Genomic DNA, 13,540 nt, shown 5'->3' with positions numbered 1-13,540 from the left:
AGACGGCAACTACATTGATATTTATCAAATTGGGTGCCCGATGCCTGGGCTAATGTCGGTGCCATCCTTGATCTGAAACAGAAACTCTGCTGCCAAGAATCGACCATTCCAGACACAACGCCAGTTTTCGCCAGGCTCTTCATTCCCCAGCTGATAACGCTCGCCAAGTGCCGTAACACGCAGCGTCCCTGTCCCTTGCGTACACGCGCAGGGGCAACTTTTGCTGGCGATTTTGCAGCCTTTTGATTAATGAACGTTAAAAAGGAATTTCGTATGAGCACGTATTCTGACATCTGCATCGTTGGCGCCGGCATAGGCGGCTTGACTTGCGCCAGCCGCCTGATCGGCGCCGCCGCCGACAGGAAGCTGCGCATCCGGGTATTCGACCTGAATGCCACCGTGGGCGGCCGCATCCAGTCGCGGAAAATAGATGACGAGGAAATCGCCGAACTCGGCGCCGCCCGCTATTCGCCGCAGCTGCATCCGCATTTCCAGCAACTGATGCAGGGCAGCGGTCTGCCGCATGCGGTCTACCCGTTCACCGAGGTCATCTCCCACGATAGCGTGCTGGACGAGCTGAAGGCGACGCTGGATGAGCTGAGCCCGAGGCTGGCAGAGCATCCGAACCTCTCCTTCCTCGATTTCGTCAGCCATTACCTGGGCGCCGAGAAGGCCAGCCACATCATCAAGGCGACCGGCTATGACGCCTTGCTGCTGCCGATGGTGTCGGCGGCCATGGCCTACGACATCATCAAGAAACACCCGGAAACGCAGCACTTCACGGAAAATGCCACCAACCAGTGGCACTATGCCACCGACGGCTACCACGCGCTGCTGTGCCAGTTGCAGCACCAGGCCCAGGTCGCCGGCGTGGAATTCCAGCTCGAACATCGCTTGCTGTCCGTTGAAAAATCGGGCGCCGACCATGTGCTCGCCTTCAGCCACCACGGCGACACGCAGATGCACCGCACACGTCATCTGGTGATGGCGATCCCGCCATCCGCCATGCCGCGCCTGAACCTGGATTTCCCGGCCGCCTGGAGCCCGTTCCAGTACGACTCGCTGCCCCTGTTCAAGGGTTTCCTTACGTTCGACACGGCCTGGTGGGACGCGCTGGGGCTGACCGACAAGGTGCTGATGGCGGCAAATCCCCTGCGCAAGATCTACTTCAAGAGCGACAAGTATGTGCTGTTCTACACCGACAGCAAAAGTGCCAGCTACTGGCGCGACAGCCTGGAACTCGGTGAAGACGTGTACCTGGAGCGTGTCCGCGGCCACCTGGAAGAAGTCCTGCCGCTCGATGGCCGGCCGCTGCCGCGGATCAAGGCGCACTTCCACAAGTTCTGGCCGCATGGCGTCGAGTTTTGCGTGGAACCGGAAGCCGAACACCCGGCCGTCCTGCTGCACCGGGACGGCATCATTTCCTGCTCGGATGCCTATACCGGGCATTGCGGCTGGATGGAAGGCAGCCTGATCAGCGCCCAGCAAGCCAGCGGTCTGTTGCTGCAACGGCTAGCTCAACTGGACGAGGTCGCGGCCGCCAATGATACCTTCATCACTTCCTCGACCGAGCGCGCATGAGCCTACTTGACTTCCCCCGCCTGCATTTTCGGGGTTTTGCCCGCGCCAATGTGCCGACGGGGAATGGCAATACGCACGGCAACATCGATATCGCCACGAATGCGGTATCGATGGCGGGCAAAGCTGTCGACCTGAGCCGGCCGCCGTCCGAATTCCATGCGCACCTGAAACAGCTTGCCCCCCGCTTCAATGCGGAGGGAAAACCCGATCCGGACGGCGTCTTCAGCCAGGCGGCGGGCTACAATTTTTGCGGCAACAATCATTTCTCGTGGGAAAACGCGCGGATCACGGGGGTTCAGCTGCGCGACGGCGAGGTCGATACGCAGGACGCGCTGGTGGGCGCCAAGCTGGCCCTGTGGGGCCACTACAACGAGTATCTGCGCACGACGTTCAACCGCGCCAGGTGGATTGACAACAACCCGGCACAGCCGGACACCACGCTGATCTACGCCGGCCAGTTCACCTTGAGCGACAAGCTGGCCACGCCCAACACGCCCACCTTGTTCACAGCCGATATCGCGCAGGCGCACTCGGTACGCTGGCTCGGCAGCGGCCATGTCACGGAACGCAGCGGGCATTTCCTGGACGAGGAATTCGGCCGCTCCAGGCTGTTCCAGTTTTCGGTGGCCAAGCAAGATCCGCATTTCCTGTTCAATGGAGATCTGCCGCTGCCGGCCAGCATGCAGGCCTTGCGGCAAGCCCTGGCCGACGACGCGGTGCTGGGCCTGACGGTGCAATATGCGCTGTTCAATATGTCGACGCCGCTAAAACCCGATTCGCCCGTGTTCTACGACTTGGCCGGCAGCATCGGCCTGTGGCGGCGCGACGAGCTGGCAACCTATCCGGCCGGCCGCCTGCTGCAGCCGCGCCAGGGCAGCCTGGGACCGGTGCTGGTGAAAATGGATGCGGACCGCGTCACTTTCAACATGCCGACCGCCATTCCCTTCACCACGCGCGACCCGCGCGCCGTCTCGGAACAGCATCCCACGCATGCCCTGGGCGACAAGCAGGCACTCGGCGACCTGCTACTGCAGGACGGCGCCGGCACCTTGCTGGCGCGGATACCCGAGCAGTTGTACCGCGACTACTGGCGCCATCACGGCGTCTTCGACGTGCCGCTGCAGCACGCCGGCGCAGCCACGGGTTCGCTCAGCCTGGGCAGCGCGCAGGCGCGGTGGGACGAAACCGACTGGGTACTGCAATCGGACAGCAACCAGCTGTACCTGGAAGCGCCGAACCGCAACAAGCATGAGCAATTTCCGCAGACGATCACCGTGCAAAGCCGTTTCCGCGGCGAACTGGCGGCGCCTGCGTCCCTGCCGGCGCAGGCCGAGGACGGCGCGCTGCTGGCCGTGGAGCAGCAGCCGTCGCCGCTCGGACATGGCTACACGGCGCTGACCCTGACGGGGCGCCAGCCGGGCGCGACCAGGATCGTGCTGGGAGCAGGCAAGGATAAGCAATACCTCGGCGTGCGCGTGCTGCCCGACGACTGGGACCTCGACGACGTACCGGCCGAACAGGTCGACTACGCCTTCCTCTACCGGCATGTGATGAGCTATTACGAGCTCGTGTATCCATTCATGTCGGACAAGGTCTTCAGCCTGGCGGACCAGTGCAAGTGCGAAACCTATTCGCGCCTGATGTGGCAGATGTGCGATCCGCAGAACCGCGACAAGAGCTACTACATGCCCAGCACCCGCGAACTGTCGCTGCCAAAGTCGCGCCTGTTCCTGAAATACCTGACGCAGGTCGAGGCAAAGGCCAAGGCGGCGGTGCCGGAAGCGGCGGTGCCGCCTGTCATCGGCAGCAAGGCCGAGCTGATCGAGGAACTGAAAAAGGCCATCGACCTGGAACTGTCGCTGATGCTGCAATACCTGTATGCCGCGTATTCGATTCCCAATTATGCGCAGGGGGCGGCGCTGGTGCAGGCAGGCCGCTGGCTGCCGGCCGAGCTGGAGCTGGCCTGCGGCGCCGAAGACCGGCGCCGCAACAGCGGCACGCGCGGCGCGCTGCTGGAGATCGCCCATGAAGAAATGATTCACTATTTATTAGTCAACAATGTGTTGATGGCGCTTGGCGAACCGTTTTATAGCGGCACCCCGGTGCTGGGCCAGTTGGCGCGCAAGCGTTTCGGCCTGGACACGGAATTTGCGTTCGAACCATTTTCCGAACACGTGCTGGCCCGTTTCGTGCGTTTCGAATGGCCCGACTACATTCCCACGCCGGGCAAATCCATTGCCACCTTCTATATCGCGATCCGCCAGGCCGTTGCCGAATTGCCCGGCCTGTTCGAAAGCGGCGGCGGCAAGCGCGGCGGCGAACACCACCTGTTCCTGAAAGAACTGACCAACCGCGCCTATCCCGGCTACCAGCTGGAAGTATCGGACCGCGACAGCGCGCTGTTTGCCATCGACTTCGTCACCGAACAGGGGGAAGGCGTGGCCGTCGATTCGCCGCATTTCGCCTCGTCGCACTTCCAGCGGCTGCGCGCCGTGGCCGGCAAGTTTTCAGCCTGCGGCAAACCGTTCGAGCCGGCGCTGCCGGCGCTGAAGAATCCCGTGCTGGAAGCGCGTGCGGACTGCACCGTGGTGACCGACCGGAAGGCGCGCGCGCTGATGCAGCTGTATCAAGGCTGCTACGAACTGACCTTTTTGATGATGGCGCACCATTTCGCGCAGCGGCCGCTGGGCAGCCTGCGCCGCTCGCGCCTGATGAATGCGTCCATCGACATCATGACCGGCCTGTTGCGTCCCCTGTCGGCCGCCCTGATGAACATGCCGTCCGGCGTGCCCGGCCGCCATGCGGGACCGCCCGTGCCAGAGCCGGTCAGCAGCCTCATCAGCAGCGACTACAGCCTGGGCTGCAACATGCTGGCGCAGAAATGCCAGGCGCTGGCGCAGTACGCGCGCGGCCTTGAGAGCGATGTCATCGGCATGGCACCGATAGAGATGTTGGAGTTTTTTAATCAGCAACTTACCGATTTATCTCGGGGAAAGATGTCAAGAGAGGCTTGAAATGCATAAAATCATTATCGTCGGCGGAGGCCTGGCAGGTAGCCTCAGCGCCATTTATCTGGCGCAACGGGGACACGATGTCCACGTTATCGAAAAACGCGGCGATCCGCTGCTGGAGAATACTGCAAACGCGGACCCGGTCAACTCGCGTGCCATCGGCGTGAGCATGACGGTGCGCGGCATCAAGGCCGTCCTGGGAGCTGGCATCAGCAAGCAGGAGCTCGACCAGTGCGGCGAACCCATCGTCGGCATGGCATTTTGCGTGGGCGGCCGGCACCGCATACGCGAGCTGACCCCGCTCGAAGGCCTGTTTCCCCTGTCGCTGGACCGCACCGCCTTCCAGCGCCTGCTGAACCGGCATGCCGCCCTGCACGAAGTGAAGTATTACTTTGAGCATAAATGCCTGGATGTCGACCTGGAAAGAAAAATCGTGCTGATCCAGGGCCCGGACGGCGCCGTGCAGCAGCTGCATGGCGACCTGGTCATCGGCGCCGACGGCGCCCACTCGGCCGTGCGGCGCGCCATGCAAAGCGGCGTGCGCCGTTTCGAGTTCAAACAGAGTTACTTCCGCCACGGCTACAAGACGCTGGTCTTGCCGAACGCGGCGGATCTGGGTTTCCGGAAGGATTTGCTGTATTTCTTCGGCATGGATTCCAAGGGCCTGTTTGCCGGCCGCGCGGCCACCATTCCGGACGGCAGCATCAGCTTCGCCCTGTGCCTGCCCTACACGGGCACGCCCAGCCTGGGCACGCTCAACCGCGAAGCCATGGCCGACTTCTTCAGCCGCTACTTCGGCAACCTGCCGCCGGACCGCCGCAAAGAGATGATCGACCAGTTCATGGCGCTGCCCAGCAACGACCTCATCAATGTCCGATCCAGCACCTTCCACTACAAGGCCAATATCCTGCTGATCGGCGATGCGGCGCATGCCACCGCCCCCTTCCTCGGACAAGGCATGAACATGGCGCTGGAAGACGTCCACGTCTTCGTTTCCATGCTGGAAAAGCATGGCAATGCCCTGGGCCCTGCCCTGTCCGAGTTCACGCAGCAGCGCAAGGTGCAGGCGGACGCCATGCAGGACATGGCGATCGCCAACTATGAAGCGCTGAGCAATCCGAATCTGATTTTCTTCCTGCAGACGCGCTACACGCGCTACATGCACAAGAAATTCCCCCGTGTTTATCCGCCAGACATGGCGGAGAAACTGTACTTCACATCGGTTCCTTACGATGAATTGCAGCAAATCCAGAAGAAACAAAACGTTTGGTACAAACTTGGAAGGGTAAATTAATGAACATTCTCGTTATCGGCGCAGGCCCCGCAGGACTGCTCTTCGCCAGTCAGATGAAACAAGCCCAGCCCGGCTGGAATATCAGCATCACGGAAAAAAATACCCCGGAAGAAGTGCTGGGCTGGGGCGTCGTGCTGCCTGGACGGCCGCCGCGCCACCCGGCCAATCCGCTCTCCTATCTGGAGCAGCCGGAACGGCTCAATCCGCAGTTCCTGGAAGAGTTCAAGCTCGTGCACCACGACCAGCCCAACCTGATGAGCACCGGCGTGACCCTGTGCGGCGTCGGACGCCAGGCCCTGGTGCAAGCACTGCGCGCCAAGTGCGTGGCGGCCGGCATCGCGATCAGCTACGAAACGCCGCCGGCGCCCCGGGCGCAGCTGGAAGCCGAGTACGACCTGGTCGTGGTGGCGAATGGCGTCAATTACAAATCGCTGGAGTTGCCGCCAGCGCTGGTGCCGCACATCGATTTCGGCCGCAACAAATACATCTGGTACGGCACCACCCAGCTGTTCGACCAGATGAACCTGGTGTTCCGCTGCAATGAGCAAGGCATTTTCATCGGCCATGCCTACAAATACTCGGACACGATGAGCACCTTTATCGTCGAATGCAGCGAAGAGACGTACGCCAGGGCCGGGCTGGAAGCGCTGTCCGAGCGCGACGCCGCCGCATATATCGCCAAGACGTTCAAAGCCGAGCTCGGCGAACATGGGCTGCAGAGCCAACCGGGCCAGGGCTGGCGCAACTTCATGACCCTCAGCCGCGACCGGGCCTGCGACGGCAAGTTCGTCCTGCTCGGCGATGCGCTGCAATCGGGGCATTTTTCCATCGGCCATGGCACCACCATGGCGGTGGTGGCGGCCTTGCTGCTGGTCAAAATCCTCAATACCGAAGCCGGCACGGCCGCGGCCCTGGACAGCTTCAATGTCCGCGCCGTGCCTCTGATGCAATTGTTCAAGGACCACGCCAACGCCAGCCGCCTGTGGTTTGAAACCGTAGGCGAGCGTATCGACCTGAGCAATGCAGAGCTGACCGCCAGCTTCGACGCCCGCCGCAAGGACTTGCCATCGCTGCAGGAAGCGCTGATGGCCAGCCTTGGCTACGCGCTGGGCCGCTAGGGAGATACCATGCCGACACACGTCTCCCCGCCGCTGCTGCCGATGCAATGGAGCAGCGCCTATGTTTCCTACTGGACGCCGATGCAGGAGGACGACCAGATCACGTCCGGCTATTGCTGGTTCGACTATGCGCGCAACATCTGCCGCATTGATGGCCTGTTCAACCCCTGGCCGGAAAAGGAACATGGACACCTGTTATGGATGTCGGAAACCGGCGACGCCGGGCGTGAACAAAGCCGCAAGCAGAAAGTGGCTTATGCACGGCAGACGCAGGCAACTGGCGCACAGCTGCAGGGAACGGCGCTGGCCGACGAGGTGACGCCGTTTCAGGCGCTGTTCCTGCCGCAAGCGGTGCTGCTGGACGGCGGCGCCCGTCACGACGGCCGCCACAGCGTGCTGGGCCGGGAGGCGGATGCCTGGGTAGTCGAGCCAGCGGGCAAGCCGCCATCGGTGTTTTACCTGGAGGCCGGTGGCAACCGCCTGCTGCGCATGGTCACGGGCAATGACCTGCAGCACCGTTCGGTACGCGACTTTCCCAATCTGTCTGTCGGCGACATTCCGGACAGCGTCTTTACGTCTTGCAACACCTGACCAGGGCATGGCGCCTGCAAGGGCCGCATGCGGCCGGCGCGCGCGCCATCCCTGGCTAGTGTTTTTTGTTATTACTCTCGAAGGATATTGCTATGCCGCTGGTTGTTTACATTCTGGGGTTGACGATCTTTTCGTTAACCACATCCGAATTCATGGTGGCGGGCATGATGCCGTCACTGGCCCTGGCCATGGACGAACCGGTGACACGGATCGGCTATCTGATCTCCCTCTACGCCATGGGCATGGTCATCGGAGGGCCGCTGAGCACCATCGTCCTGCTCAAGCTGCGCGTGCCGAACAAGCAGGGGCTGCTGTGGCTGCTGGGATTTTATGTCCTGGCCCAATCCGCCGCCGCCTCCGCCACCAGCTATGACATCCTGGCCGTCGCGCGGGTGGTCACGGGCGTGGCCGCCGCCACCTGCTTTGGCCTGTCCCTGGCGATCTGCGCCGATATCGTCAGCCCCAACGCGCGCGGACGCGCCGCCGCCGTCGTGATCGGCGGCCTCATGCTCGCTTCGGTGGTGGGCGTGCCGGTCGCCACCCTCATCGACCAGCACCTGGGATGGCGCGCCAGCTTCTGGCTGGTGGTCCTGCTCGCGCTGATGTGCCTGGCGCTCATCACCGTGCTGGTGCCGCGCACCAAGCCATCCGAAGTCGTCAGCCTCGGCAATGAACTGGCAGAGTTCCGCAACCGCCACTTGTGGGCGGCGTATGCCAGCAGCGGCCTCATCATCGGCGCGATCTTCGCGGCGTTCAGCTACTTCGCGGCCATCCTGACGGAAGTTACCGGTTTTCCGATGTCCGCCATCCCCTGGCTGCTGGGCATCTACGGCGTCGCCAACGTGGTGGGCAATGGCATGGTCGGCCGTTATGCGGACCGCTACACCACCGTCATCATGGTCTGGGGCATGGTCATCCTGAGCATCAGCCTGGCGCTGTTCGCGGTCTTCGCGCACGACAAGACCATCACCGTCGCCTTGCTGGTCGTCACGGGCCTGGTCGGCATGTCGATGAATCCCGCCATCATCGCCCGCGTGATGAAGACCGCCCATCCGGGGCCGCTGGTCAACACCGTCCATACCTCCGTCATCAACATCGGCCTGGGCGCCGGCTCATGGCTTGGCGGCCTCGGCATCGCCGCCGGCTACGGCTTGCGCTCGCCGCTGTGGGTCGGTGTCGCGCTGGCAGTGCTTGGTCTCATCAGCTTGCTGCCTTACCTCGGGCACAAGTCGCGCGATTCGGTGCTGTCGCATTAGCCGCTGGCGACGGTTGGCAAGGTCAACCGCCCCTTGCCTTTATCTTCGCACAATAAAAAAGCCGACCACATAATGTGTCGGCTTTAATATAAGTACTTGATGTATTGCGAATTCTTGGTGGGAAGTGCAAGTTTCGAACTTGCGACCCCTGCAGTGTGAATGAGGCGAACCTGCACTTGAATGGATGTCACTGGACTATTCCATCATAGGAGAACGCAGCATTTTCGTCCTCCTGCGTCCGCTGAAATGTGCTTATGTCTCCCGTACTTTTCCCGTACATTGACTACTGATTTTACGGTTGAACACATACAACATTCTTGCACGTTACGGAGGATGGCATGGCCAACAAAATCGATACAGTTACAGCGCGCAACAAGCTGAAACCCGGCGTGAACCGTATTGGCACAGAATCAGCAAAGGCTTCTATGTCGGGTTTCGCAAAATGTAAGATAGCTCAAGCGGAACGTGGCTGCTTCGACATCGCGATGAGACAGGAAATGAAGTCGAAAATAGTCTAGGCACGTTAGATCAATATATGCATCATGAACGTTTTGACAGGGCTGTAGCAGCCGCACGTGAATGGTTTTCTCACGCGGCCACAGGCGACGCTGGCGCCATTCATCAACCGACAACTGTATTGGATGCCTGTAACGCGTATGTGAAGCGGATTCAGGAGCTAAAGGGTAGCAAGCCAGCACAAGACCTCGCCGCACGTTATCGCCGATGGATCACGCAGGACCCTATACACAAGATAGAACTGATGAAATTGACCCGCGACCAGATGAACGACTTTCGTCGTCGCATGGTAGCTAAACCCATCACCATTAACAAGGCTGGTGAGGTCCGGGAACGTTCAAAGGATAGCGTCAACCGCGACATTGCGGCTGTACGTGCAGCCCTCAATTGTGCATTCGCTGACGGCAAGGTCAATTCGAACTTCTCCTGGAGCGAAACGCTGAAAGCATTCAAGAACGTCGCCAAACGAGGGATTTATATCTGGATCGCGAGCAGCGGCGAAACCTCATCAGACATGCGCCAGACGATCTCGCGCCATTCCTGCGGGGATTGTCCATGTTGCCACTTCGCCCGGGGCTCTTGCTGTTCTCACTGTGGCGGATTTTGACCAGCGCCTAAGCGCCGCCAAACGAGGTACCGATCCAGCCGCGTCACCCCGTAGCCGTAGCGTCGCGGAGCTGGAGGCCGAGGTGGCCAGGCTGCACAAAAAACTGGCGGTCGAACGAATGGAAAAGGACGTGCTAAAAAGGCCACCGCTTACTTCGCGAGGGAGCCGCTGCCCGGTACGCGTTCATAAAATCGGTGCGGCTTCACTATCCACTTGGCTTGTTGTTCCGCGTCTTCGAAGTGTCGCGCAGCGGCTTCTACGCGGCGCTGGAGCGCACGCCGTCGCAGCGTGCACAAGATGACGAGCGATTAAAGATCGCAATCAAGGCTGCACACGTGCAGACGCGTGAGACATATGGCCCGCTGCGCTTGCAACCAGAGTTGTTCTCGCAAGGCTTCAATGCTGGCAGAGATAGGATTGTGCGCTTGCGGCGTGAGGTGGGCCCGCGCTGCAAGCAAAAACAGAAGTTCAAAGCCACCACCAATTCGATTCACGCATTTCCGGTGGCACCGAACATTCTGGAGCAGCGCTTTGCGCCGAGGAAGCCAAATGAAGCCTGGATCAGCGACATCACCTATGTCCCCACGGACGAGGGATGGCTTTACCTGGCGGGCATCAAGGACGTCTTCACCTGTGAAATGGTGGGCTACGCGGTCGGAGCGCGGAGGACGAAGGAGTTGACGGCGCAGGCGCCGTGGCGGGCGGTGCGCAGCAAACGGCCGCCACCAGGCTTGATTCTGCACTCTAATCGCGGCAGCACAATACTGTGCCGACGACAATCACACCCTCGCCGCGCAATTCGGTATGCGGCATCCATGTCGCGCAAAGGGAACTGCTACGATAATGCCCCCAGGGAGAGCTTCTGAGGCAGCTAGAAGAACAAGATGATTCATCATCAGAGTACGCTACCCGGGCCAACGCCGAATCAGCGATCAAGGAGTACATCGAGATTTTCTGCAACCGCCAGCGGCGCCACTCGCGCCTTGGTAACATATCGCCCGCATCGTTTGCAGATAATTTCAACAAACACGCGCCGGCTGCTTGAAACGGGCGTGTCCATTATTGACAGAACACCTCAGTATTGCGCCTTTCGCGTCCGCCCGGGTCGCGTAACGTTGATGGTGCAGCAGATCGTTTTTCAGGCTGCCCCAGAAGCTCTCCATGGGCAATTTTCGTAGCAGTTTCCCCCGCGCGATATGGTCGGCTGCATGCCGAACTGTGCCACCCGTTTTTGATAGCCATGGGCACAGTACTGGGCGCCACGGTCGGAACGGTGAATCAGGCCCGGCGCGGGGCGCTTGTTGCGCACGGTCTTCCACAACGCCGTTGCCGTCAGCGCTTGCGTCATGCGCTCGTCCATCGCGTAGCCGTAGGCGTCTTCCCACAGCCGTCTACCTTTAAAAGTCCACATACCCAAAAGTAGTTCCCGTCACTTTTTTTGGGAATCACTTTGGATACAGATAAAACGGCAGGCAACTGCAAAGGCCGCCCCAACTATCCAGCTGACTTCAAACGGCGTCTCGCCATTATGCTATTCAAGTGGCGCCGTGACTTGCGTGCTGATTTGTTCGAGCCGGTCGCGTCGGTCAAGATGCCGGTGCTGCTCAAGCCGATCGCGATGGCGCCGCCGGTCCCGCACACGGCTGAGCCAAGCGGCATGATCGAAATCATTATTGGCGATGCCGTCGTGCGTCTGCATGCCGGCATCGACGCCGCGCTGCTCCAGCTCGTCTTGCAAAGCCTGCGGCTATAATCGGCTTGCCAGCGGGCACGCGCCTTTGGATTACAGCCGGGGTGACCGACATGCACTCTGGCTTCAATGGCTTGGCGGCCAGGGTGCAAACGGCTCGGGACGAAGACCCGCTCATGCGCACCGCAAGTTCCACGATCTGCATACAGCTAGAGCATCGGCCATTACAACCGAGGCGGTGCGCCGCATCGCCGAGCTGTATGTGATCGAGGCCGAGATACGCGGCAAACCGCCGCATGAACGACAGCAGGTGCGCGAGCAACGATCACGACCATTGCTCGACGACTTCGGCAGCTTGCTACGCGCCACGCTTGAAAAGCTGTCGCGCAAGTCGGCCACGGCGGAGGCCATCCTGTATGCCCTGAACCTGTGGCCGGCGCTGACGCGCTACTGCAACAACGGCCCATCGAGATCGATAACTCGGCCGCTGAACGGGCGCTGCGCCGTATCGCCATCGGCCGGCGCAACTACTTGTTCGTCGGCGTCAACAGCGGTGGCGAACGGGCGGCCGCGATCTACTCGCTGATCGGCACCGCCAAGCTGTGCGGTGTTAACCATGAAACCTGGATGCGCCATGTACTGGCAAATATCGCAGACCATCCGGTCAACCGGTTTAGCGACTTCCTGCCCTGGAACTGTACCGCACAGCTCCCCTCAGCTTAAACAACACGCCGCTTCCTAGCGGTCTGATGCCATCATCTAGCAAATCAACACCCGGTTCAAGACGGCGCTGGTTTTACGCTTACGTCCTTCCCGAACACCATTGTCAAGGAGATACAGTGGTTGAGAGGTTGGCCTGCACTGCCGGCTCGATACAGCGCAATGGTTGGTGTGGAAAGCATGCACGCTCCTAACAGGGGCGCTCTGAGAGGCGGCGGTATTATGTGACGCCAATCAAAGTAGTGTGAAAAATCAGAACCAGGCGAAACAGGGGCCGCCGTCGCCACGGGGTATGTTTACTTCGTGTAACGATATCCTTTCGATAAGAACGTAAAATACAGTTAAGCCAGGCTCGCGGAACTATTCATCGCTCGCTGGGTCGAGTAACAGCCATAACTCGCCCTTATCCACCGCATTCGGCACCGAACACGAATACCGGCCCAGCATGTTGATGTACTCATGCAGCAGCAGCGACAGCCTGGCCACGTCCTCATTCCTTACCTCGAAACCGTCCGCCCACAGTTGGTTCAATGAAGGCCCCATGTAGCTGGTGGCTGGTGTTCCACAGCACGATCATGTTGATCATCCGGCTGAGCGCAACGAGTGCCGCCTCTCGCCAAGGTTAAGCTGAGTCAGCGTGCCCCGGCACTTAGCTTCGTTATCGATATAGGTCAGTGTGTGCAGCGTCTTGTCGATGGGGCCAAATACGGCGATGACCTGGACCAGCCCGGTCGGGTGCTCGCCGACCTGGAGCGTGCGCATGATGCCGGGGGAGAGGCTCGGCTAAGCTTAGCCAATGGCTTAACCGTGTTTTACGTTCCACTGCATCTCAAACCCCTATACCGCCGCAGGCGCTCGGCAAACCGCTGCAGAACGCAAAACAACGCATCGGATGTCCCTGCCCTTCCGTGATAAACAATTATCAGGCAACGATAGCCTTGAGCAGAATAATCGCCACATCCGGCATGCTCTCTGCGAGGCAACATGCCGTCGCCGATCCTGTACGGCGACGCCGCCCTGCATTCGCATGCTGGCAAGCATCGCTGCGGCCCTCGTGGTAACTGCAGATGCATATCCTGAACTTTGGAAATAGACTAAGCGTCGAGTCTTGATATACCCTTTAAAACAGTGAAATTTTCTTATGGCAGCGATATCG

Annotated in this window: 11 protein-coding genes and 3 pseudogenes; 12 read left to right on the top strand and 2 right to left on the bottom strand. The window is 60.5% G+C overall.

The window, feature by feature from the left end; all coding sequences use genetic code 11:
• Window positions 1-273 precede the first annotated feature (273 nt).
• The 10 genes from GYK42_RS09150 to GYK42_RS29730 all read left to right on the top strand — a co-directional run bounded on the left by GYK42_RS09150 (window position 274) and on the right by GYK42_RS29730 (window position 11,019).
• The gene (locus tag GYK42_RS09150) at window positions 274-1,581 is read left to right on the top strand and encodes an FAD-dependent oxidoreductase (protein ID WP_166447245.1); all 1,308 of its coding nucleotides are present in this window, start codon (window positions 274-276) and stop codon (window positions 1,579-1,581) included.
• Window positions 1,578-4,595 carry an iminophenyl-pyruvate dimer synthase VioB gene (gene vioB, locus GYK42_RS09145; protein WP_166447244.1) on the top strand — a complete coding sequence of 1,006 codons (3,018 nt, stop codon included), beginning with the start codon at window positions 1,578-1,580 and terminating at the stop codon, window positions 4,593-4,595. The genes GYK42_RS09150 and vioB overlap by 4 nt, the downstream gene beginning before the upstream one ends.
• A gap of 1 nt (window position 4,596) precedes the next feature.
• Window positions 4,597-5,886 carry an FAD-dependent oxidoreductase gene (locus GYK42_RS09140; protein WP_166447243.1) on the top strand — a complete coding sequence of 430 codons (1,290 nt, stop codon included), beginning with the start codon at window positions 4,597-4,599 and terminating at the stop codon, window positions 5,884-5,886.
• Window positions 5,886-7,004 (top strand): tryptophan hydroxylase, encoded by a 1,119-nt coding sequence (locus tag GYK42_RS09135; RefSeq protein ID WP_166447242.1) that lies wholly within the window; start codon window positions 5,886-5,888, stop codon window positions 7,002-7,004. The genes GYK42_RS09140 and GYK42_RS09135 overlap by 1 nt, the downstream gene beginning before the upstream one ends.
• Window positions 7,005-7,013: 9 nt before the next feature.
• Entirely contained in the window at window positions 7,014-7,595 is a 582-nt protein-coding gene (gene vioE / locus GYK42_RS09130; RefSeq protein ID WP_166447241.1) for a violacein biosynthesis enzyme VioE, read from the top strand.
• A gap of 92 nt (window positions 7,596-7,687) precedes the next feature.
• Window positions 7,688-8,851, top strand: a complete 1,164-nt coding sequence (locus tag GYK42_RS09125; RefSeq protein WP_166447240.1) for an MFS transporter — start codon at window positions 7,688-7,690, stop codon at window positions 8,849-8,851.
• A 338-nt stretch (window positions 8,852-9,189) separates the two neighbouring features.
• Window positions 9,190-9,369: a hypothetical protein gene (locus GYK42_RS09120; protein ID WP_166447239.1), complete on the top strand. Its 180-nt coding sequence runs from the start codon at window positions 9,190-9,192 to the stop codon at window positions 9,367-9,369.
• Window positions 9,370-9,386: 17 nt separating this feature from the next.
• Window positions 9,387-9,974, top strand: coding sequence for a hypothetical protein (locus GYK42_RS09115; RefSeq protein WP_166447238.1), 588 nt, complete (start codon window positions 9,387-9,389; stop codon window positions 9,972-9,974).
• Window positions 9,975-10,168: 194 nt separating this feature from the next.
• Window positions 10,169-10,840 carry an IS3 family transposase gene (locus GYK42_RS09110; protein ID WP_431190165.1) on the top strand — a complete coding sequence of 224 codons (672 nt, stop codon included), beginning with the start codon at window positions 10,169-10,171 and terminating at the stop codon, window positions 10,838-10,840.
• Window positions 10,837-11,019 carry an IS3 family transposase gene (locus tag GYK42_RS29730; protein WP_166447478.1) on the top strand — a complete coding sequence of 61 codons (183 nt, stop codon included), beginning with the start codon at window positions 10,837-10,839 and terminating at the stop codon, window positions 11,017-11,019. The genes GYK42_RS09110 and GYK42_RS29730 overlap by 4 nt, the downstream gene beginning before the upstream one ends.
• 34 nt (window positions 11,020-11,053) lie before the next feature.
• Here the strand turns inward: GYK42_RS29730 and GYK42_RS09100 are convergent.
• Window positions 11,054-11,343: pseudogene (locus GYK42_RS09100) on the bottom strand (DDE-type integrase/transposase/recombinase); the annotation flags it as partial.
• Between the two features lie 81 nt (window positions 11,344-11,424).
• Between GYK42_RS09100 and GYK42_RS09095 the strand changes: the two are divergent.
• Both GYK42_RS09095 and GYK42_RS09090 read left to right on the top strand, forming a co-directional pair.
• The gene (locus GYK42_RS09095; RefSeq protein ID WP_166447236.1) at window positions 11,425-11,727 is read left to right on the top strand and encodes a hypothetical protein; all 303 of its coding nucleotides are present in this window, start codon (window positions 11,425-11,427) and stop codon (window positions 11,725-11,727) included.
• 109 nt (window positions 11,728-11,836) lie between these two features.
• Window positions 11,837-12,387 (top strand): annotated as a pseudogene (locus tag GYK42_RS09090) (IS66 family transposase); the annotation flags it as partial.
• A gap of 357 nt (window positions 12,388-12,744) precedes the next feature.
• Here GYK42_RS09090 and GYK42_RS29245 read toward each other — a convergent pair.
• Window positions 12,745-13,152 (bottom strand): annotated as a pseudogene (locus tag GYK42_RS29245) (Tn3 family transposase); the annotation flags it as partial.
• Window positions 13,153-13,540: the final 388 nt, after the last annotated feature.

It is taken from the genome of Janthinobacterium lividum (assembly GCF_011601275.1).
Classification (GTDB): Bacteria; Pseudomonadota; Gammaproteobacteria; order Burkholderiales; family Burkholderiaceae_D; genus Janthinobacterium; species Janthinobacterium lividum_E.
Note: the sequence above shows the minus strand (reverse complement) of the source record. Positions and strands in the feature narration are given on the sequence as shown.